Source organism: Prevotella sp. oral taxon 299 str. F0039, from assembly GCF_000163055.2.
Classification (GTDB): Bacteria; Bacteroidota; Bacteroidia; order Bacteroidales; family Bacteroidaceae; genus Prevotella.
The window spans coordinates 167,241-186,932 of the sequence record NC_022124.1; the positions used below are offsets into that span (position 1 = coordinate 167,241).

A 19,692-nucleotide genomic window follows, 5' to 3' on the forward strand; every position below is an offset into this window, starting at 1 on the left:
TCGTAGAATATAGAAAATACCATATTTATAGATGTATATTCGTTTGTAACTACTTAATAACCAGTATTTATGTAGTTTTAATTAAAGTAAATAAGAGATTCCTATCATCTTTTGAAATGTATAATATTTAAATGTAAATATACAAATATAAAAACGTAAAGGACTAATGTAAAGATTTAAATATGTATTTGTAAAGTTTTTATTTGCATATTTATTTTAAATTTGTTGCGTATCTCCTTTTTTTGATTTATCTTTGTAATGTGAATAGAAAAAGCGATTTTCGCAGTATAATTGTAGTAAAAGAGCAAAAATGAAAGATAGAATTCGCCAACTAATGTTACATCAGCATATGTCTCAACAGACCTTTGCTGATATCTTAGGATTGTCTCCTGCATCATTAAGTAGCATCTTTAATGATCGAACAAAACCAACATTAAATCATGTAGATGCCATTAAGAAGAAATTTCCTTCTATAAATTTAGATTGGTTGATGTATGGAAATGGTCCGATGTTTTTAGATGATAGTTCGCAAAATGATGATATGTTTGCTAATGAAGGCGAGCATTTTGAAACCATAAATCCAGATGCTTCTACTGCTAAAGCTATGGCTCCTACTCTAGATTTCGATAATTCTCCATCCTATTCAGGCGTTAATTATAGCGGTTCTAAAGAGCGTGTGATTATAAAAGAAGTGGAAAAACCACAGCGACAGATAACCGAAATACGTATATTTTTTGATGATCAAACTTGGGAAACCTTTGTTCCTAAGAAATAAAAGATAAGAAGATATGAGATTCTAAGACAGCTATTCGTTTTAGAATCTTATTTTTTTTGTGATTTTTGGGGGCATTTTTGCTCCCTTTTTTAGTATAAGTTATCAACATATCTAATGTTTACTTATGTTAATTTATTTTGAATTTGATATTCTAGTGTTGATAACTTTTGTCCTAAGAAACTGCCTTTTAGGTGAGAAATGTCCTTTTATTTAGATGTAACTTTCATCAAAATGAAGCGTAAAAGCATTGAATTTGCAGAGTAAAAGCATTGCTATTATCAGTAAAAAGCATAGCTATTGCATTCAAATATCACTGCTTTTGCATTGTGAAATTATGGAGGTGCTGTGTCGGGTATATCTCTTATGAGACTGAAACAAGAGCGAGATGATGTAGAAAATAATGAATTCTACTTAGAAAGAAATGGTGTTGTAGGTAGAAAACTGACGAAATATGGGCGAATTTTCATTGCTAAAAGCCTTGAGAAAGCGAAAATAGGAGCTTGAAAGGCTAGAAAAAAGGATTTGTTTTATGGCTTAAAGCGGTTTAATTCCTATATCATTAGATACTTTCGAGCATCGAAAAGTAGGAATAGAGAGTGGAGATGGGGCATATTTGATTGGAAAAGTCTTTCTTAAGACGTGAAAAAGCCTTTGACAGGAGCGTTCTTTTACTCCGGTCATATTTCTCTTTCGATATAAAAAAGAGGGCTTATATGATAAAAAAGAATGTTTCTTTAAGTGGTTTTGGTGTGTGATAAAAGGCGATAGACTTATTTATTGACTGCAGTTTGATTTGAGTTGGAATTCTTTAAGAGTATTCTTGTGTGGCTATTAGAGTGGAAATGCTTCTTTTGGGGCGGTCTTTATGCCGTAGGTAGCATTACAAAGGTAAAGTATAACTCGCCTTCTAAAGCTTCTGATGTGTATATTTTAGAGCATATTAAACTGGGGCTAAAAGAAGAGTAATGTGCGAATGTATAGCAAAAGACAAGAGTGCAATCGACATAATCAATTGCACTCTTGTCTAATCTTATTCTGTTTCGATTGTTAATCCCTCGCTCGAACTTAGATTTAGTCCTGCTTTTAAGTTCGCTTTAAGCTGTTTTAATGTCATTTTAAATGGCTTTGAAGAGCCTACTTAAAAATAGTTTTATAAAACAAGTAAATCGTGTTTGCAGGCGAGTTGTTATCGCTCGATCTTATTATCTTTGGGGAATACCACCCAAGGTTTAAAGGTTTTAGCCTCTTCAAAGTCCATGAGTGCGTATGAAATGATGATAATAGTGTCGCCAATTTGCACCTTTCTAGCTGCTGCTCCGTTTAAACATACGCAGCCAGAACCACGTTCTCCGGCTATAATATAGGTTTCAAGGCGTTCTCCATTGTTGTTATCTACAATCTGAACCTTCTCTCCTGCAATCATATTTGCAGCGTCTAAAAGATCCTCATCGATAGTTATACTTCCTATATAGTTAAGATTTGCATCGGTAACTTTAACTCGATGTAATTTCGATTTTAAAACTTGAATCATCATGTTTTTATCTCTTTCTCTTTCTTTTTGCCTCTTACAGTGTTGTGATAGTTGCTTTATGGGGCTTATTTATATTTGATGTGGTCGATCAGGCGGATAGGAGTTGCGCCACAATATACGGTGATGCAGCCTACGATATAAGGCGAGTCGTTCCACGAATGTACTGTTTCTAGTGTGTTTCCGTCTACAATTTCGAAGTATTCCACCTCTAATTGGTCAACGGCATTAATCGAATTGATTACCTCTTGTTGAAGTTCGTCTACCGATAAGCAGTCTTTCTTTGTTATGCTTTCCTTTAAAATGCGGTAGATATTGGCTGCAATAGTTCGTTCTTCGCTTGTTAGTAGGGCGTTACGAGAGCTCATTGCTAATCCACTTTCCTCTCTAATGATAGGACATTCGATAATGTTGATATCTAGATTTAAATACTTTACGAGTTGTTTTATAACACAAATCTGTTGCCAATCCTTTTCTCCAAAGTATGCATTGTGTGGTTTTGTGATATAAAATAGGCGAGAAACAACCTGACAAACGCCATTAAAATGTCCTGGACGCTTTGCTCCTTCCATTACAGTTGATGTCGGTGGAAATTCAAAGTGGCGGTTATCAGGAGTTGGATACATCTCTTTGGGGGTGGGAGCGAATACGATGTCGGCTCCAACTTCGTTCAAAATTTTACAATCTTCCTCAAAAGTTCGAGGATAACGCTCAAGGTCTTTGGGGTCGTTAAACTGTGTGGGATTAAGAAATACCGATACAATTGTAATGTCATTATCGGCAACACACTGCTTAACCAATGATGCATGACCTTGGTGTAGTGCTCCCATGGTAGGTACAAGTCCTATCTTTTTGTTAGCTTTTCTTAAGTAGAAAAGCTCATTTTGTAGGTCTACAATGTTGTCAAAAATCTTCATTTTGTTTTCTTCTTGAATGACAAATCAAGTGAATTATTGAGTGCAAAATAACAACTTTTTTCTTTAATATCGAAAAATAACAATAAAAATATAAGATAAAAGTCCTATATATTAATAATAATGTGGTTACTTGAACTTTAGTTCAATAAAAAATAGTATCTTTGCAAATAACAAATTAAAATCAAAATGGCAAAGAAAATATTATTCATCAACCAAGAGATTACACCTTATGTCCCTGAAACTGCCTTATCATTGAAAGGTATAGAGGTTCCCAAAACAATTCAAGAGAATGGTTTTGAGATTCGTACTTTTATGCCAAAGTGGGGTATTATTAATGAACGTAGAGGTCAATTACATGAAGTTATTCGTCTTTCGGGGATGAATCTTATTATAGATGATACCGACCATCCATTGATAATTAAGGTTGCTTCAGTTCCTCAAGCACGTGTACAAGTGTACTTTATTGATAATGATGATTTCTTTATGAAGCGTCAAATGGCAGTAGATGAAGAAGGAAACGAATATAATGACAATGGAGAACGTGCTATCTTCTTTGCTCGTGGTGTGTTAGAAACAGTGAAAAAGCTACGTTGGACACCAGATATTATTCATTGTCAGGGTTGGATGTCGTCAATCATTCCACTCTATATCAAAACTGCTTATCACGATGAGCCTTCGTTTGCAAACACAAAAGTGGTTACTTCTTTATTCAACGATAAACTACAATCAGATTTCAAAGACAATCTTAAAGACTGCTTAGAGTTTAGAGATGCCAACAAAAAAGTGCTCAAACCATATAACGATAAGTTTGATTTTAATGAGCTAACAAAGCTTGCAATTGATTTTAGTGATGGTATTATTGAGGCCGTTCCTAATGAAAATAAAGATATGTTAGCCTACGCTTCAGAGAAAGGTAAGTTTGTTTTGAATCATTCGGAAGCAGACCTTGCTACGGAATATAGCAATTTCTATAATCAAATTCTTGGCGAAACAGAATAATACCGAATATTAATTAGTTAGAACGGGCAGTGCAACTACCATGAATATCGGTAGGAGTGATGTTTTGTGAGATGATTGAATATCAATCGAAGACATTGAAAAGAAAGAGAACTATGCGTTTAAAATATTTATTTATTTGCTGTTTGGGCATGCTTTTAGCAGCTTCGTGCAGCGAGAATACATCAAATCTTGGTGGTAGCCTTATTGATGATACAGATAAGTTGACTATTAATTCAGACTCGTTTGAGGTGAGTACAAAATCTGTTTTGTCTGGTGCAGTACTATCCAGAGATGTAAATAACCATTTAGGAAAAGTGCTAGATGCAGAAACAGGGACATACATCACAAGTAATTTTATGACCCAATTCTATTGTCCTAACGACTTTTCGCTTCCTAAAACAGATAGTATTGTAAGCAAAGATGCTAGTGGCGTTTATGCTGATTCGTGCAGAATAACTCTTTATTATGATTCTTTTTATGGTGACTCTTTAACAAAGATGAAGGTTACAGCATTCATCATGGATCAGCCAATGCTTGAAAATAGAGAGTATAAGTCGGACTTTAATCCTGAAGTATCGCCTTATATCACCAGCAACAGCACAAAATATGAGAAAGTATATTCACTTGTTGATATGAATATACCAGCAACTGTGCGTTCTAAAAAGACCTATTATAAAGGTATTACCATTGATTTAAATAGTAAATATTACGATAAGAACAATGTTGAATATAAGAACTTTGGTACTTATTTGATGAAGCAATACTATTCAAATCCTAGCTATTTTGCTAATCCTTTGCAGTTCATAAAGAACGTTCTGCCAGGTATCTACTTCAAATCAACGTCTGGTGTGGGTGCAATGGCAAACATTAGTGCAGTAGATATCAGTGTATTCTTCCGCTTAAAGAAGAATGGAAAAGATACAAAGGGTGGCGTTTCATTCTCCGGAACAGAAGAAGTTCTCTCTACAACTTATGTTCAAAACGACCAAACAAAGTTGAACTCACTTGTAAACGAGACACAACACACTTACTTAAAGACTCCTGCAGGTATCTACACTCAAATGGAATTGCCAGTTGAAAAGATTATGCAAGGACATGATAACGATACTATCAGCTCTGCTAAGATTATGCTTCATCGCATCAATAACACCACAGCATCGCAATATGCCTTCAATGTTCCAACAACAGTGATGTTGATTCCTGTAGACGAAGCAAATACTTTCTTCTCTCAAAGAAAGCTTGCAGACAATAAAACAAGTTATCTTGCAGAATATAGTAAGACATACAATACTTATACATTTAACAACATCAGTAAATTAGTTCATACAATGTATAAGGCGAAGAAGAATGGAACAGCTAGCGCAAACTGGAACAAAGTGCTCTTAATTCCTGTGAAAGCAATTTACTCTTCAGACGCTTCAAGTGGCTTAACAATCCTTTCTTCGGTTGAACCAGATATGTCTTTAACAAGTACTAAGCTTGTTGGAGGAGCTAATAACACTAACGGAAAGGTTTTGATAAACGTTATCTATAGTAAGTTTAATCGCTAAATGGCAGATAATTTCTTAGAGAAACAAAGAGCAAACTACGAGCAAAGAAAGGCTCAGTGGCTTAAGAAAAAGAGATTAGTGAGAATGGTTGTTCGAACAATTGATAAGCCAGAAGACGAGAGTTTGTAGCTTGTTGAATGGAATAAAGTTATTGAAATAAGAAGAAATAGGGTGGTACTTTTTATGAAGTATCACCTTCTATTTTTTATTTCAGATAACTTTTCTACATGTTTTCTTAGATACATTTAGGTACAATGATTTTCTTTTACAACTAGGATGATGCTCACTTAAAATATATTTTCAACTAGAAAAAAAGTATGTAAGTCTCTTCATTATTTATTCCCAGAAGTTGTTTTATAAACCTTTTGGTAGAATTGGAAAGAAGAAGATTGTAATTTTTAATCTTGTTTCTCAAGAATGTTATGTTTGTCAAACGATATTTTAAGGAAGAAGTGTAAGAAGTTGTACAATAAGAGTATTGTTTATTAGGCTTTTACATAATGCACAAAGTCGAAAGCGAAAGCGTGTTTCTCGTCTTTTTCGTGATGTTCTCTGCTCTTTTCTTTCCACTCTTTATAATCAGGAAAGAAGGTATCGGATGCTCGGGCACATCGTTTACCTCGGTAAGAATCAACTCTTCGGCAAAATCTAAGCATTGTTCATACACCTTTCCTCCACCTATAATGAATACCTTTTAGTCGTTTTGACAAGCAGAAAGAGCCTCTTCGAGTGAGTGATACACTTCGCATCCTTCAGGAATAACTATGGGAATGTACAAGGGAAAGAACTTTATTCTCCACTCTTCTTTCGCCTTTTCAACCCAAATCAATCGACAAGCGTTTTTCGATGAAGACGTTTTTTATCAACAAGCGATATCTTTCTTGCGAAAAGAAGCCATCACTCTATCCCCCGAAACTCCTAAAGGTATTGTGCTAATAAGCTATAACGACTAAGCAATAGGATTCGTAAACAATCTTGGGAACAGAGCTAACAAATTGTATTCGAATGAATGGAAAATTAAAAGTAGATATCTTCCCGAAGTTATTCCTAGCGTTATCACTTTATAAAAAGCATCATTTTTTATCACAAGAATAAAGTTTTTCGTTTAGAAAAAACATTCATAAATGATTCGGAAACATCGCTTTGGTGTATTCGAGTCATTATTTTTAGGTATTGCATCATTCTCTTTCTCCCTGTATCTTTGCACCATATTTAAATACCTAGTCAATTTTATTGCTTTATAAAGAGATAGAATGACAGGTGTTTTCGGGATAAAAATAAATTATATTATCATGCAATTAAAATTTAAAAGAAGTCTTGCTCTATTGTTATTAAGTACTTCTATGAGCGTATATGCTCAACAAACATATACCGCTCGTGTAGTAAATCAAGAGACAGGAGAACCCATTATTGGTGCCATTGTAAGTTCTTCGAATGGCGAAAAAGCATTAACCGATGCACAAGGTCGTTTTTCTTTACCTCTAAAAGATAATCAAACGATTCGTATTAGCTATTTAGGTTTTACGCCACAGAGCGTTAATAGTAAATCATTTCGTAATGGAATGATTATTGGGTTGATGCCAGGAATCAACCTACAAGAGGTGAAAGTTACCGCAAGTATATCGAGTGCACGAAGTAAAAAGGCTCTTGGTAGCAACGTAGAACACGTAAATGTGAGCAAATTAACTGCTAATGAGCATGCCAACTCATTGAGCGACATTCTTGATGGACGTGTTGGTGGCGTTCAAATGTACCAAAGTAATGGCAAAGTGGGCATGCCTATCCGCTTTAATATGCGCAGTGGAGCCACAATAAGTATGGATAGAGATCCCATTATCTATGTTGATGGAATTAAATATAACACCTCTCACATCTCAGACATCAACAGTTCGCAAGACGCTTTAAGTTCTTTAAACGACCTTCCGATAGAAGATATCGCATCAATAGACGTGATAAAGGGTCCTTCTGCCGCTGCAAGTTATGGCGCAGAAGCCGCTAATGGCGTTATTGTTATCACCACTAAGCGAGGTAGTTTCAATGCAAAAGAAAACGACAGAACAGCTATTCAGGTTAAAATGTCACTGGGTGCGGCTTCGTTAGCACGCAAATATAATCAGTTTGTAAACAACAATTCGCTCAACAACTTCTTCGAAACGGGTTGGCAAAAGAATCTTTATGGAACCGTATCTAAAAGCTTCCGAGGCAATCAAAACATGTTCTTTTCATATAATATGAACGATGTTGAGGGCATTGTACCTGGAAATAGAGACCAAAGACACACCACTAAAATGGCTTATGACATTAAAAGTGGACCGCTAAGTATTAGTGCAACGGCTTCGTATGTACACGGAAACATTAGTCTTCCACAAACTGCTATGGGTCGATACGATGCTATTTGGAACTTAATGATTAACCAAACGCCTTGGCCTTACGTAGAAGAAAGCACATGGAGAGCGCAAAGTTGGACCTATAATAACGATCGTTTCTTGGGTAATATACGCTTAGGTTATTTGCTTCCAGGAGCAGTTAAGCTCGAAACGGTTATCGGAGTAGATGTCAATAGCACTAAAGGTATCTACCGATTGCCTTATGGTTATCTCTTAGGAAACAACAATGAGGGTGCAAAGAACGTGAGTAACCGACGCAATTCGAGCTTTAATTGGGACATAAAGGCTTCTCGTAAGTTTAAATTAGCCGACAATTGGAACTTAACAGCAACGCTTTTATCGCAAATTGCACGTCAATACGAAACCGTGAACACTGTTAATGCGTCTCGTTTTAAAGGAGATGTAGACAATATTGCAGCGGCAACAGAGCGCAATGTAAGTGAAAATACGTTTGAACAACGCACTTGGGGACTCTATGGAGAGGCTTTTGTAAACTATGATAACCGCTTATTTATCAACGCAGGTTTACGAAGAGACGCCTCAAACCTTATCGGAAGCAACGTAGCAAGTATTTACTATCCTTCTTTGAGCGTTGCTTATAATTTAGAAAATCAAAAGTTTCGTCTTGCATACGGTGAGAGTGGACGTCTTCCTTATCCCACAGATGCACGCACATCTTATGTTATGGACGGCATATCTGCATACGGACCCACAGTTAAACCGCAGTTTAAAGGCAACCCAAACATAAGACCTGAGAGGATGAGAGAAATCGAATTGGGTACGGATTGGACCTTAGCTAAACACCATAACCTATCTCTTACTCTTTATGCTCAATACACTTCAGACGCTATTATCTACGAAAATCTCTTGTCTAGTGATGGCTGGATTGGTAGTATTCCACGCAATGTGGGTAGCATTAAGGGTCATGGTATCGAGTTTGGATATAATGGTTTAGTGTGGAAAAATGCCAACAAACATTCTTTAGACGTATATGCTAATGTCAATTATCAGGCGAATAAGGTGACCAACACAGGCGGAAACGACATCACCAACTATCCTAACGTCATTAAAAAGGGTTACCCTGTTTACTCTTTTTACTATCACACAGTTGAAAAAACGGCTTTAAATGCTGATGGATCGTATAACGCTAAGGTAGGAGCTATTGAGAGTTCTGACTATAAATACTTAGGTAAACCCTTCCCTTCAGTGAATGGTTCGTTTGGATTTAACTTGAAACTGTTCTCTAATATCACCTTTGGAACGAAGTGGAACTATGCTCTTGGAGCATCGGTTTACAACCAAAGTTTTTATAATACTGCGGGATTGGGCGACAATCTCAAGAAACGCAACGACCAGTTAACGGCTCTTGCTAATGCAACTGTGGGCACTCCTGAATACGAAAAAATTGCTAACGACTTGGCATACACTGCTCGTTTCAGAGCGAACTACATTGAAAAGGCAGACTTCTTGCGACTTTCTAACCTCAATGTGGGATATGATTTCACTTCGTTAGCACGCAAACTCACTAACAACACGATAACTGGTATGAAACTATCGTTCTCTATTCAGAATGTATTTGTTATCACTAACTATTCTGGAGCCGACCCTCAAGTGGAGGGAAATGGTGGTAATCGCAAACAAAGAGGTATCGGAAGTTTGTCGAGAGACATCACCAATGCGCCTCATCCACGCACCTACACTGCCACTCTTAGTTTCACTTTATAATTCAATTAATAAGCAATGAAAAAACTAATTATAATGGCTTTTGCCATATCTACCATACTTTCTGGTTGCGATTCGTGGGTCGACAAGGCTGAAACCCCAAGTAATACGCTTACTTATGATGAACTAAAGCGACCAAGTATGATTGCAACTTTACAATCGAAGAACATCAGCGACGGTCCGATGGTAGCATTTGTAAAAACACTTCAGGGCGAAGCTGCAGCACAATCGTTTTTGGCTTTGGGCACAACGGTTGACGAATTGACTGAGGGAACGATTCCTAATGCTTTGCTTTATCGTCACATTTCGAGCGATAACATCACTCCTTCGTCGGGTACTCAAAACGATCTTTGGAACCGTTTACAGAACTATTATGCAAGAAGTATCGAGGTATTGAATGTTGCTAACGAGCTTCCCGACAACAATACGAAAGCAACTAACTTGTCGAAGGCTTATGGTGGCTACATAGGTAACTTGCATGCGGGTTATGCTTTACAGCTTTTGGCAGAGTGTTTTTCTACTACTCCTAATGCCGAAGGTGGCTCAATACGTCTTAATAACGCTTTGGTTTCGCACGAATCGCTCCTAACTATGGCGCAAGAACATTTTAACAAGGCGTTGGAATTTGTGCAAATGCAAGCTATTAAAGATGCTTCGAACTTCGACTACAATGCGGCAGTCCGCCAAATAAACACTTATAAACTTCGTTTAGCTATGCACCAACAACGTTATAGCGATGCTGCTACTTTGGTTTCGCTTGCTATTAACGATGCAGAACAGGTGGAGGTGATTTATAATAACGATGGCTCTGACAATCCTTTGTATGCTGCTATTGGTCCAAATGCTCGTGATATTCAGGTGAGTGCTGACTTGGAGGCTGCTCGTTCTACTACTGCTGAGCAAAAAGCCTTGCCTTTGAAGCATGCTAGTGTGGACAAGAAGAACCCTAATCGTTATAACATCTATGCCTCTGCGCTTACTAGAAAGGGTTCACTTGTTATTGCTGACGCTACTGATATTCACTTTATTAAGGCAGAACTAATTGTTCGTGGTGTGCTAAGTGGTAACGCTTTGGAGGAGGTGAACAAGGTAATTACAAAGTATAATGCGGCTGATGCGGAGACTGCATCACTGACTTTGGAACGCATTGCAACGCTTCGTCGCATCTATTTGGCTTTGCGTGGCGAGCGAACTGCGGACGTTAGACGTGGTTTGGAACAAGGTTCTGCGGCTACAATGTGGAAACAACGCAAAATTAAATGGTTGCCTTTACCTGAAAAGGAATTGGAAAACCTCTCCTAACTCCGTACGACGGAGAGCGTATTTTCTTTTGATTTAAGAAAGATTTTCCCATAAGACGGAGGGTGATTTTCTTTAGTTTAGTAAGAAATTACCCATATAACGGAGGGGCATCTCCATACGATGGGAAACGGATTTCTTTAAATTTAGAATTCCAATCCTAAATAGAACGAGGATAATCGTTCTTTTTAAAGAAGGGTATTCGATATAAAGAGAAGCCCAAACGGAATAGAATATTGATGAGGTAACAATCTTGTTTGAACGAGATTGTTACTTTTTTATTGACTCTCCCTTTCACTTTGAAAAACAAATGAAATGAAAGTGACAAATAAAAGGAATGCTATTACAGTGTAAAAACATTGTATTTACATTGCAATAGCATTGAGTTGGCAAGGCAAAAGCATTGCTTGCATTTACCATTTCTATAAGATTGAAAAGCACCTTTGTTGTAACTGGCTTCAATCGCATTTCTATAATATCGAAACAAGGTGCGTTTTTCTTTTTCTACTTCTATCTCTTTCAAACAAGAAGGAAAACAATTCGTCTCTAATTATCTTCTAATTTAAACAGAGACGATGAGTTTTTAGGAAAGAATGCGCAAAGAGTTGCGTGAGAAGAGTATTGCTAATTAGGCTTTTACATAATGCACAAAGTCGAAAGCGAAAGCGTGTTTCTCGTCTTTTTCGTGATGTTCTCTGCTCTTTTCTTTCCACTCTTTATAATCAGGAAAGAAGGTATCGGCATGCTCGGGCACATCGTTTACCTCGGTAAGAATCAACTCTTCGGCAAAGTCTAAGCATTGTTCATACACCTTTCCACCACCTATAATAAATACCTTTTCGTCGTTTTGACAAGCAGAAAGAGCCTCTTCGAGTGAGTGATACACTTCGCAACCTTCGAGAGTGATGTTCTGTTGTGTTAGAACAACGTTCTTTCTGTTGGGCAATGCGCCTTTAGGAAGCGACTCGAAGGTGTTTCTACCCATTATAATGGTATGCCCTGAGGTGAGTAACTTGAAGTTTTTTAAATCGTTTGGAAGCCAATATAACAATTTGTTTTGATAGCCAATGGCACGATTTTGGGCAACTGCCGCAATTACATATACTTTCATTATACAGAAACTTGTGCTTTAATATGATCGTATGGATTATAGTCTTCGAGTGTGAAATCTTCGTATTTAAAGCTGAAAATGTCTTTCACATCGGGGTTGATACGCATCTTGGGGAGCGTACGTGGGGTGCGTTGTAACTGCAATTGTGCCTGTTCGAGATGATTGAGATAAAGGTGTGTGTCGCCAGTTGTATAAACAAACTCTCCTGGTTCGTAGCCTGTTACCTGTGCAACCATCATCAACAACAACGAATAAGATGCAATGTTAAAGGGAACTCCTAAGAAGGTGTCGGCACTTCGTTGATATAATTGCAACGAAAGCTTATTGTTTGCTACATAAAACTGGAACAAACAGTGACATGGTGGCAATGCCATTTCGTCTACCTCGGCAGGATTCCACGCTGTAACAATCATTCTTCTAGAGTTGGGGTTGTTCTTAATCATATCCACAACTTGTGTTATTTGGTCGATGGTTCCACCTTTATAATTAGGCCATGAACGCCATTGATGACCATAAACAGGACCAAGTTCGCCATTTTCATCTGCCCATTCGTTCCAAATGCGCACTCCATTTTCTTGCAAGTAGCGTACGTTGGTGTCGCCTTTTAAGAACCATAACAACTCGTGAATAATCGACTTAAGGTGTAGTTTCTTTGTTGTCAATAACGGAAATCCATCTTCTAAGTTAAAACGCATTTGATAACCGAATACGCTTTTGGTGCCTGTTCCTGTTCTATCTCCTTTTGTTGCTCCGTTATTAATAATGTGTTGGAGTAGGTCTAAATATGCTTTCATAACTTAAAATTCAGATTGTTGATGGATTGTTATTATTTTGTTTTTTGAAAAAAGAATGGATTTATCGCATGAGCCATGTGCCTTTGTGCTGAATCATGGGCACAACAATTTGCTCGCTTGTGCTATCTCCGAAGGTGAGCAACAAGAAAACATCGGCTGTGTGTTTTATCGTGTCGGCATGATGTCGTATTACTCGCACTTCTTTTATGCCTTGATGCTCGGTTTGCTGTTGTGCAATAAACATCTTTGCATTGTCGAGTAGTAAGTCACGATAACGCTTTGGAATACTATCTTGTTGATATGTTCCTTCTAAAAAAGCATCATAATGCCCTGCAACAAGAGTGTCGTAATAGTGTTTTGCCACACGAGCTGCTACCTCACCTTGATTGATTTCTTTTGTACAAGTAATGGTAAGCACAATGAATGCGATATATAATAGTTTCTTCATTCTTTCGTTTCGCAATTTAATTGTATAGTTCGGAGCATCTAAAAAAGTAATAGTTCAGGGATAGTTGCTCGTTTTTCGAACCATTTATTTACTGCTGGTTTGCTGTTCTTCGGTTGCTTTTACCTTTCTAAATAGGTCGGAAGCAAACACAAGGTCGTTGAGATGCTCGTTGGTTGAGTGCATTACTTCTTCTTTATTTCCCTGCCATTCTTTATGACCTTTATAGATAAAGGCAATGTTATCGCCAATTCCCATCACCGAGTTCATATCGTGTGTGTTGATGATGGTGGTGATATCGAACTCTTTTGTGATACTTGATAGCAACTCATCGATCACCAATGAGGTGCGAGGATCAAGTCCAGAATTAGGCTCATCGCAGAAAAGATATTTAGGATTGAGCACAATTGCACGGGCAATAGCTACACGCTTTTGCATACCTCCTGATATTTCTCCAGGGAACTTTTGCTGTGCCTCAATTAAATTTACACGGTCTAAGCACTCTTGAGCACGTTTAACTCTATCACGATAGGTCATGTTTGAGAACATATCTAAAGGAAACATCACGTTCTCGAGTACAGAAAGCGAGTCGAAAAGAGCTGCATTTTGAAAGATCATTCCCATCTCTCTACGCATAGCGACTTTTTCTTTTTTGCTCATATTCACAAAATCTCTACCATCGTAAAGCACTTGTCCTGATGTAGGAGCAAATAATCCTACTAGGTTTTTTATAAGAACTGTTTTACCAGAACCACTTTGTCCGATAATAAGATTTGTCTTACCGTCTTCGAAAACAATGTTAATGTCTTTCAACACTTCTTTATCTTCGAACGACTTATATAGATGTTTAACTTCAATCATATTTAAGAAAGGATTTGAGTGAGGAACACGTCTGAGAAAAGAATTAAGATACTGCTACTTACAACGGCATCGGTACTAGACTTTCCAACCTCTACTGAGCCTCCTTGAACGGTGTAACCATAGTAAGAAGACACGCTGGCAATGATGAAAGCAAAGAACAAGCTCTTGATAATACTCATCCAAACGAACCATGGATTGAACGAGTGTTGCAAGCCAAGTGTGAGGTCTTCGGGAGAAAGTATGTGCCCAATATAAGCGGTTGCATAGGCTCCTAAGATACCGGTTACAGAGCTAAAGATCACCAAGAACGGCATGATGGTAACCAAACCCAATATCTTTGGCATGATGAGATACGATGCTGAATTGATTCCCATGATGTCTAATGCATCTATTTGTTGTGTCACTCGCATCGTACCAAGCTCTGAAGCAATGTTTGAACCCACCTTTCCTGATAGGATTAAACACATAATACTGCTTGAAAACTCAAGTATAAGAATCTCTCGTGTGGTGTATCCTGAAACCCAACGAGGCATCCATGGACTCTGAATATTTAACTTCATCTGAATACAAATAACTGCTCCGATGAAAAATGAAATAAGTAATACAATTCCAATAGAATCCACTCCAAGGGACGACATTTCTTTTATATAACGCTTAAAAAACATTCTCATGCGCTCAGGACGTGAAAAAGAACGTCCCATTAACATTATATATTCACCTAAAGAGGTGAGATATCTGTGAATTAGCATAATCGATTTGTAATTAAATAATGTGCAAATATAACCTTTTTCTATCGAAAAGAGGGTGTAAAAGGGCAAAATATACATATTTTTAAAGTATTAAAAGGCTTTCTCTTTGCTTAGTTTTACACGTAATATCTCTTTTATCGATAAATGAACTAATGCAAAACGGAGGCAAAAGGCATTTGGTGCCCTTTTAGTTTCTACCTAATTTTATATTATTAAAAGGCTGTTTAATGGCATAAAACCACCAAAATGACACATCGACAAATCTTATATTAAGGTAAATACGACAGAATGTCACATTTTAGATTTATCGTAAGAAATCAAAATATTATTGGCACGCACTTTGTTAATAGTGTGGTGTACGTTGATAAAACGATATGATTTAGCATTCAATCGATTTGAAATGTACCTCATAAGAATTGCTCTCCGAAGATTGTTGAAATACTTTCAATGAACGGACAGGCAATGAGACATGAGAAATACTACATTTAATAAATTAAGAATAATAATAAAACAAATAAGAATATGGGAAAAATTATTGGAATAGACTTAGGAACAACAAACTCTTGTGTTGCTGTTTTTGAAGGTAATGAACCAGTGGTTATTGCTAATAGCGAAGGTAAAAGAACAACACCTTCAGTAGTAGGTTTCACTAAAGACGGAGAAATTAAAGTTGGAGATCCTGCAAAACGTCAGGCAATAACCAACCCTATAAATACTGTCTATAGTATTAAACGTTTTATGGGAGAAACCTTTTCACAAAGCAATAAAGAGGTTGATCGTGTTCCTTACAATGTTGTTGACGAGGGAGGATATCCACGAGTAGACATTGAAGGACGCAAATATACTCCACAAGAAATATCTGCAATGATTCTTCAAAAGATGAAAAAGACTGCAGAAGATTATCTTGGACAAGAGGTTACTGATGCTGTTATTACAGTTCCTGCATACTTCTCAGACTCACAACGTCAAGCAACAAAGGAAGCAGGGCAGATTGCAGGTCTTAATGTACAACGTATTGTGAACGAACCAACAGCAGCTGCTCTTGCATATGGTGTAGATAAGTCTAACAAAGATATGAAGATCGCAGTATTCGACCTTGGTGGTGGTACTTTCGATATATCAATATTAGAGTTTGGTGGTGGTGTTTTCGAAGTGCTTTCTACAAATGGTGATACCCATCTTGGTGGTGACGATTTCGATCAGGTAATTATCGATTGGTTAGCAAATGGATTTAAATCAGACGAAGGAATTGATCTTACTAAAGATCCAATGGCTATGCAACGTTTGAAAGAAGCTGCAGAAAAGGCTAAGATAGAATTGTCAAGTTCTAATTCAACTGAAATAAACTTGCCTTATATCACAGCCGATGGTGGTGTTCCTAAGCACTTGGTTAAAACCTTAACTCGCTCACAATTTGAGCAATTGGCTCACGAACTTATTCAAGCTTGTTTAGTTCCATGTCAAAATGCTATGCGTGATGCTAAACTATCTACATCAGATATCGACGAAGTTATCCTTGTTGGAGGTTCAAGTCGTATTCCTGCTGTACAAGAATTGGTAAAGAATTACTTCGGTAAAGAGCCTTCTAAGGGCGTAAATCCTGATGAAGTGGTGGCTTTAGGAGCATCTATCCAAGGTGCAATTCTTAATAAAGAAGAAGGTGTAAACGATATTGTATTGCTCGATGTAACACCTCTTACACTCGGAATTGAAACCATGGGTGGTGTAATGACAAAGCTAATCGAAGCTAATACCACAATTCCTGCAAAGAAAAGCGAAACATTCTCTACTGCAGTAGATAATCAAACAGCAGTTACCATACACGTCCTTCAAGGTGAAAGACCTATGGCTTCTCAAAATAAAAGCATTGGTCAGTTTAACTTAGATGGCATTGCACCAGCTCAAAGAGGCGTGCCACAGATTGAGGTTACATTTGATATTGATGCTAATGGTATCCTTAATGTGTCAGCAAAAGATAAGGCAACAGGAAAAGAACAAGCAATTCGTATTGAGGCATCAAGCGGTTTGAGCGAAGAAGAAATCAAGAGAATGAAAGCTGAAGCTGAACAAAATGCTGAGAATGATAAGAAAGAACGTGAGCGTGTTGACAAGATGAACCAAGCTGATTCAATGATTTTCAGCACTGAAAACTTCTTGAAAGAAAATGGTGATAAGTTGCCAGCAGATCAAAAACCTGGTATCGAAGCAGCTCTACAACAATTGAAGGATGCCCACAAAGCTGCCGACATCGCTGCTATCGATTCTGCAATTAGTAACCTAAATAACGTTATGCAAGCTGCAAGCGCACAAATGTATCAAGGTGCAGGCGCACAAGCTGATCCTAATGCAGGTGCTCAACAACAAGCTAACAGCAACTCTGCAGACGATATTCAAGATGCTGATTTCGAGGAAGTGAAGTAAAAATAAATTAGAAAAATCGCAGTAATCTCACAAAGGGTTACTGCGATTTTTTTTGTTTCAATAAGTCGAATGTTATGGAAGAAACAGTAAAGAATGAATTAGACGCTCTAATTCAAGAGCAAAAAGAAAGAATACCCAAATTGATAATACGTGAAGGAGATTTTTTTACATATTACGTTTATGACACTTATATAGAAGAAGAATATATTAAATGGAAAGAAAATGCTAAAAGATTCTTAGAAATAAATTTCATAGGAGATAAGCATATAGATGAATTTAATAAAACTTGTGACGAAAAAAACTTGCACCTAATCAACAACAGAAGTTACTAGCTATACTTGAAGCATTTAAGAAATATCCACAGATAATAGAAAGTAAGAAAACAACCAATCGGGGGAGTAATATAAACATAAGCAACAATATTAGCAATACTAATACTCAAAGCCAATCTCAACAACAGGGAATTGAAATTCTCATAAAATCCCTTGAAGATGAATTATCCGTTAGCCAACTAAAAGCACTAAAGCAGATTATAGAGAAAGAAGGAGATTTGGAGAAAGCTAAGCCTGAGCTTATTGACAAAATAAAATCTTTTGGAAAGGACGTTGCCTCAAACATACTTGCAAATATTATAACCAACCCGGCTATTTGGGCGTGTCTTGGTTAACATCCATCTAATACAAACATGTGTTTTTATGATCTGAAGATTATAACCAAATTAGAGTTTGAAAATACACTATGCTAGTTCTCAAAGTACGAATACTAACCAGAGTAATGGGTTTATAGTTCTGTCACAGCTTTAAACGTGTACCAAAAGTGACCTTTATCTAACATTGTTGATTCAAAAGAAACTATCAAAAAATATGAATAGACAAAAGATAGCAAATATTATTGACAGGAAATCTCATTCAAACTGGATAAACACAGTCTATGACTGGTTTATGATTCTGGCTATTCTTGTAAGCCTTATCCCCCTTATGTTTATGGAAACACATAAGCTTTTTTGGTTTACAGAAATGGCTTCAACTATTGTTTTTATCGTTGATTACCTATTAAGATGGGGCACTGCAGATATAAGAAAAAACAACCATAAGATAGCATTTGTTACTTATCCTTTCTCTCCAATGGCAATAATCGATTTACTATCTATCTTACCTGCCATTACATTACTTAATCCAGCATTTAAACTCTTTCGCTTTGTACGCTTGTTGAGATTAACAAGAGTCTTGAAGATCTTTGGAATATCAAGTAAGGTACGATTATTTATGTCCATACTTTACAAAGAACGCCAAGTCCTATCTTCTGTTTTAATTTTGGCTCTACTCTATATTTTTGTAACCGCACTCATATTATTTAATGTAGAACCACATGTAAATCCATATACAGGACAACAGACTTTCCATTCCTTTTTCGATGCATTATATTGGGCTACAGTAACACTCACAACAGTTGGCTATGGAGATATGTGCCCCGTTACAGATATTGGTCGACTTGTAAGTATGCTATCCTCATTGTTTGGCATAGCTATTATAGCATTACCCTCTGGTGTAATTACTGCTCGTTATCTTGATGAGCTGAGAAAGAAATGATACAATATCTTAAAGTAGAATTAATAATACAACATCTTATTATAAAAAAAGAGATACAACGTCTTTCCATCAACAAATATTGCACGTAAAAGTATTGTGCTCTTATAGTGTTTCTTCAGTGTCTTAGGACACAGAGGAAACACTTTTTTCATTTGCACCGTAAAAATCAATAACGAGTATTATGGTACAAAATGAAATCACTTTTGAGAACTTGCCAAAGGCAGTTGCTCACTTAGTCAGCGAAATTGCTGAAATCAAGAATTTAGTATGTAAAGGACAAAAACCTATTGTCCCTCCCAAACGTATTCCTATTGGAATAGATGATGCGTGTAAACTTATAGGGAAAGCCAAACCCACGGTTTACACCTTAGTACGTAAACGCTTACTACCTTGCTATAAGAATGGTAAGCATCTCTACTTTTTTGAAGATGAATTGCTGGCATGGATTGAAGGAGGTAAGAAAAAGACTGTTGCCGAAATCAACGAGGAGGCAAAAGCTTTTATCTCTGATAAACATTCTGATTCTTCCCTTTTATAAATATATG

Annotated in this window: 20 protein-coding genes and 1 pseudogene; 13 read left to right on the forward strand and 8 right to left on the reverse strand. The window is 36.9% G+C overall.

Translation table 11 applies throughout. From position 1 onward, the window contains the following. Window positions 1–310: 310 nt before the first annotated feature. The 3 genes from HMPREF0669_RS00655 to HMPREF0669_RS10175 all read left to right on the forward strand — a co-directional run bounded on the left by HMPREF0669_RS00655 (window position 311) and on the right by HMPREF0669_RS10175 (window position 1,741). Window positions 311–775 carry a helix-turn-helix domain-containing protein gene (locus HMPREF0669_RS00655; RefSeq protein WP_009229042.1) on the forward strand — a complete coding sequence of 155 codons (465 nt, stop codon included), beginning with the start codon at window positions 311–313 and terminating at the stop codon, window positions 773–775. A 363-nt stretch (window positions 776–1,138) separates the two neighbouring features. Then, complete coding sequence (locus tag HMPREF0669_RS10335) at window positions 1,139–1,279, forward strand: hypothetical protein (protein ID WP_198024624.1); 141 nt, start codon at window positions 1,139–1,141, stop codon at window positions 1,277–1,279. A 318-nt stretch (window positions 1,280–1,597) separates the two neighbouring features. Further along, a complete protein-coding gene (locus HMPREF0669_RS10175) occupies window positions 1,598–1,741 on the forward strand; it encodes a hypothetical protein (protein WP_156860540.1) in 144 nt (47 codons plus the stop codon). A 220-nt stretch (window positions 1,742–1,961) separates the two neighbouring features. Here HMPREF0669_RS10175 and panD read toward each other — a convergent pair whose 3' ends face one another. Both panD and panC read right to left on the reverse strand, forming a co-directional pair. Then, window positions 1,962–2,309 carry an aspartate 1-decarboxylase gene (gene panD / locus HMPREF0669_RS00660; RefSeq protein ID WP_009229043.1) on the reverse strand — a complete coding sequence of 116 codons (348 nt, stop codon included), beginning with the start codon at window positions 2,307–2,309 and terminating at the stop codon, window positions 1,962–1,964. Window positions 2,310–2,371: 62 nt separating this feature from the next. Beyond that, window positions 2,372–3,220: a pantoate--beta-alanine ligase gene (panC, locus tag HMPREF0669_RS00665; protein ID WP_009229044.1), complete on the reverse strand. Its 849-nt coding sequence runs from the start codon at window positions 3,218–3,220 to the stop codon at window positions 2,372–2,374. Between the two features lie 186 nt (window positions 3,221–3,406). On the opposite strand from panC, the gene HMPREF0669_RS00670 reads away from it, so the two are divergent. The 3 genes from HMPREF0669_RS00670 to HMPREF0669_RS00680 all read left to right on the forward strand — a co-directional run bounded on the left by HMPREF0669_RS00670 (window position 3,407) and on the right by HMPREF0669_RS00680 (window position 5,898). Continuing rightward, the gene (locus HMPREF0669_RS00670; RefSeq protein WP_009229045.1) at window positions 3,407–4,219 is read left to right on the forward strand and encodes a glycogen/starch synthase; all 813 of its coding nucleotides are present in this window, start codon (window positions 3,407–3,409) and stop codon (window positions 4,217–4,219) included. A gap of 113 nt (window positions 4,220–4,332) precedes the next feature. Further along, window positions 4,333–5,769, forward strand: coding sequence for a DUF4270 domain-containing protein (locus HMPREF0669_RS00675; RefSeq protein WP_020967886.1), 1,437 nt, complete (start codon window positions 4,333–4,335; stop codon window positions 5,767–5,769). Beyond that, window positions 5,770–5,898 carry a hypothetical protein gene (locus HMPREF0669_RS00680; protein ID WP_020967887.1) on the forward strand — a complete coding sequence of 43 codons (129 nt, stop codon included), beginning with the start codon at window positions 5,770–5,772 and terminating at the stop codon, window positions 5,896–5,898. Window positions 5,899–6,254: 356 nt separating this feature from the next. Here the strand turns inward: HMPREF0669_RS00680 and HMPREF0669_RS10535 are convergent. Further along, window positions 6,255–6,320 (reverse strand): annotated as a pseudogene (locus tag HMPREF0669_RS10535) (dihydrofolate reductase); the annotation flags it as partial. A 213-nt stretch (window positions 6,321–6,533) separates the two neighbouring features. On the opposite strand from HMPREF0669_RS10535, the gene HMPREF0669_RS10380 reads away from it, so the two are divergent. The 3 genes from HMPREF0669_RS10380 (at window position 6,534) to HMPREF0669_RS00695 (ending at window position 11,180) form a co-directional block, all read left to right on the forward strand. After that, window positions 6,534–6,722 carry a hypothetical protein gene (locus HMPREF0669_RS10380; RefSeq protein ID WP_232236450.1) on the forward strand — a complete coding sequence of 63 codons (189 nt, stop codon included), beginning with the start codon at window positions 6,534–6,536 and terminating at the stop codon, window positions 6,720–6,722. A 339-nt stretch (window positions 6,723–7,061) separates the two neighbouring features. After that, window positions 7,062–9,881 (forward strand): TonB-dependent receptor domain-containing protein, encoded by a 2,820-nt coding sequence (locus tag HMPREF0669_RS00690; RefSeq protein WP_020967888.1) that lies wholly within the window; start codon window positions 7,062–7,064, stop codon window positions 9,879–9,881. 15 nt (window positions 9,882–9,896) lie between these two features. After that, window positions 9,897–11,180 carry a hypothetical protein gene (locus HMPREF0669_RS00695; RefSeq protein WP_009229050.1) on the forward strand — a complete coding sequence of 428 codons (1,284 nt, stop codon included), beginning with the start codon at window positions 9,897–9,899 and terminating at the stop codon, window positions 11,178–11,180. A gap of 625 nt (window positions 11,181–11,805) precedes the next feature. Here the strand turns inward: HMPREF0669_RS00695 and HMPREF0669_RS00700 are convergent. The 5 genes from HMPREF0669_RS00700 to HMPREF0669_RS00720 all read right to left on the reverse strand — a co-directional run bounded on the left by HMPREF0669_RS00700 (window position 11,806) and on the right by HMPREF0669_RS00720 (window position 15,137). Beyond that, window positions 11,806–12,288 (reverse strand): dihydrofolate reductase, encoded by a 483-nt coding sequence (locus tag HMPREF0669_RS00700; protein ID WP_009229053.1) that lies wholly within the window; start codon window positions 12,286–12,288, stop codon window positions 11,806–11,808. Continuing rightward, window positions 12,288–13,082, reverse strand: coding sequence for a thymidylate synthase (locus tag HMPREF0669_RS00705; RefSeq protein WP_009229054.1), 795 nt, complete (start codon window positions 13,080–13,082; stop codon window positions 12,288–12,290). Before HMPREF0669_RS00705 ends, HMPREF0669_RS00700 begins: the two co-directional genes overlap by 1 nt. Window positions 13,083–13,143: 61 nt before the next feature. After that, window positions 13,144–13,530, reverse strand: a complete 387-nt coding sequence (locus tag HMPREF0669_RS00710) for a hypothetical protein (RefSeq protein ID WP_020967889.1) — start codon at window positions 13,528–13,530, stop codon at window positions 13,144–13,146. 84 nt (window positions 13,531–13,614) lie between these two features. After that, window positions 13,615–14,388, reverse strand: coding sequence for an ABC transporter ATP-binding protein (locus tag HMPREF0669_RS00715; protein ID WP_009229056.1), 774 nt, complete (start codon window positions 14,386–14,388; stop codon window positions 13,615–13,617). A 2-nt stretch (window positions 14,389–14,390) separates the two neighbouring features. Beyond that, window positions 14,391–15,137 carry an ABC transporter permease gene (locus HMPREF0669_RS00720; RefSeq protein ID WP_009229057.1) on the reverse strand — a complete coding sequence of 249 codons (747 nt, stop codon included), beginning with the start codon at window positions 15,135–15,137 and terminating at the stop codon, window positions 14,391–14,393. Window positions 15,138–15,659: 522 nt separating this feature from the next. Here HMPREF0669_RS00720 and dnaK point away from each other — a divergent pair. The 4 genes from dnaK (at window position 15,660) to HMPREF0669_RS00740 (ending at window position 19,685) form a co-directional block, all read left to right on the forward strand. Next, complete coding sequence (dnaK, locus tag HMPREF0669_RS00725) at window positions 15,660–17,558, forward strand: molecular chaperone DnaK (RefSeq protein WP_009229058.1); 1,899 nt, start codon at window positions 15,660–15,662, stop codon at window positions 17,556–17,558. Window positions 17,559–17,632: 74 nt separating this feature from the next. Beyond that, window positions 17,633–17,890 carry a hypothetical protein gene (locus HMPREF0669_RS10385; protein WP_009229059.1) on the forward strand — a complete coding sequence of 86 codons (258 nt, stop codon included), beginning with the start codon at window positions 17,633–17,635 and terminating at the stop codon, window positions 17,888–17,890. A 531-nt stretch (window positions 17,891–18,421) separates the two neighbouring features. Beyond that, entirely contained in the window at window positions 18,422–19,147 is a 726-nt protein-coding gene (locus HMPREF0669_RS00735) for an ion transporter (protein ID WP_009229060.1), read from the forward strand. Between the two features lie 181 nt (window positions 19,148–19,328). After that, window positions 19,329–19,685: a helix-turn-helix domain-containing protein gene (locus HMPREF0669_RS00740; RefSeq protein ID WP_009229061.1), complete on the forward strand. Its 357-nt coding sequence runs from the start codon at window positions 19,329–19,331 to the stop codon at window positions 19,683–19,685. Window positions 19,686–19,692 lie beyond the last annotated feature (7 nt).

Bases quoted from the DNA above. Each gene is read 5' to 3' on its own strand.
- HMPREF0669_RS10335 (WP_198024624.1), top strand. From the start codon at position 1,139: ATGAGACTGAAACAAGAGCGAGATGATGTAGAAAATAATGAATTCTAC.
- panC (WP_009229044.1), bottom strand. From the start codon at position 3,220: ATGAAGATTTTTGACAACATTGTAGACCTACAAAATGAGCTTTTCTAC.
- HMPREF0669_RS00690 (WP_020967888.1), top strand. From the start codon at position 7,062: ATGCAATTAAAATTTAAAAGAAGTCTTGCTCTATTGTTATTAAGTACT.
- HMPREF0669_RS00700 (WP_009229053.1), bottom strand. From the start codon at position 12,288: ATGAAAGTATATGTAATTGCGGCAGTTGCCCAAAATCGTGCCATTGGC.
- HMPREF0669_RS00715 (WP_009229056.1), bottom strand. From the start codon at position 14,388: ATGATTGAAGTTAAACATCTATATAAGTCGTTCGAAGATAAAGAAGTG.
- HMPREF0669_RS10385 (WP_009229059.1), top strand. From the start codon at position 17,633: ATGGAAGAAACAGTAAAGAATGAATTAGACGCTCTAATTCAAGAGCAA.
- HMPREF0669_RS00695 (WP_009229050.1), top strand. From the start codon at position 9,897: ATGAAAAAACTAATTATAATGGCTTTTGCCATATCTACCATACTTTCT.
- HMPREF0669_RS00720 (WP_009229057.1), bottom strand. From the start codon at position 15,137: ATGCTAATTCACAGATATCTCACCTCTTTAGGTGAATATATAATGTTA.
- HMPREF0669_RS00675 (WP_020967886.1), top strand. From the start codon at position 4,333: ATGCGTTTAAAATATTTATTTATTTGCTGTTTGGGCATGCTTTTAGCA.
- HMPREF0669_RS00735 (WP_009229060.1), top strand. From the start codon at position 18,422: ATGAATAGACAAAAGATAGCAAATATTATTGACAGGAAATCTCATTCA.
- HMPREF0669_RS00670 (WP_009229045.1), top strand. From the start codon at position 3,407: ATGGCAAAGAAAATATTATTCATCAACCAAGAGATTACACCTTATGTC.
- HMPREF0669_RS00680 (WP_020967887.1), top strand. From the start codon at position 5,770: ATGGCAGATAATTTCTTAGAGAAACAAAGAGCAAACTACGAGCAAAGA.
- panD (WP_009229043.1), bottom strand. From the start codon at position 2,309: ATGATGATTCAAGTTTTAAAATCGAAATTACATCGAGTTAAAGTTACC.
- HMPREF0669_RS00710 (WP_020967889.1), bottom strand. From the start codon at position 13,530: ATGAAGAAACTATTATATATCGCATTCATTGTGCTTACCATTACTTGT.
- HMPREF0669_RS00655 (WP_009229042.1), top strand. From the start codon at position 311: ATGAAAGATAGAATTCGCCAACTAATGTTACATCAGCATATGTCTCAA.
- HMPREF0669_RS00740 (WP_009229061.1), top strand. From the start codon at position 19,329: ATGGTACAAAATGAAATCACTTTTGAGAACTTGCCAAAGGCAGTTGCT.
- HMPREF0669_RS00705 (WP_009229054.1), bottom strand. From the start codon at position 13,082: ATGAAAGCATATTTAGACCTACTCCAACACATTATTAATAACGGAGCA.
- HMPREF0669_RS10380 (WP_232236450.1), top strand. From the start codon at position 6,534: ATGGGAATGTACAAGGGAAAGAACTTTATTCTCCACTCTTCTTTCGCC.
- dnaK (WP_009229058.1), top strand. From the start codon at position 15,660: ATGGGAAAAATTATTGGAATAGACTTAGGAACAACAAACTCTTGTGTT.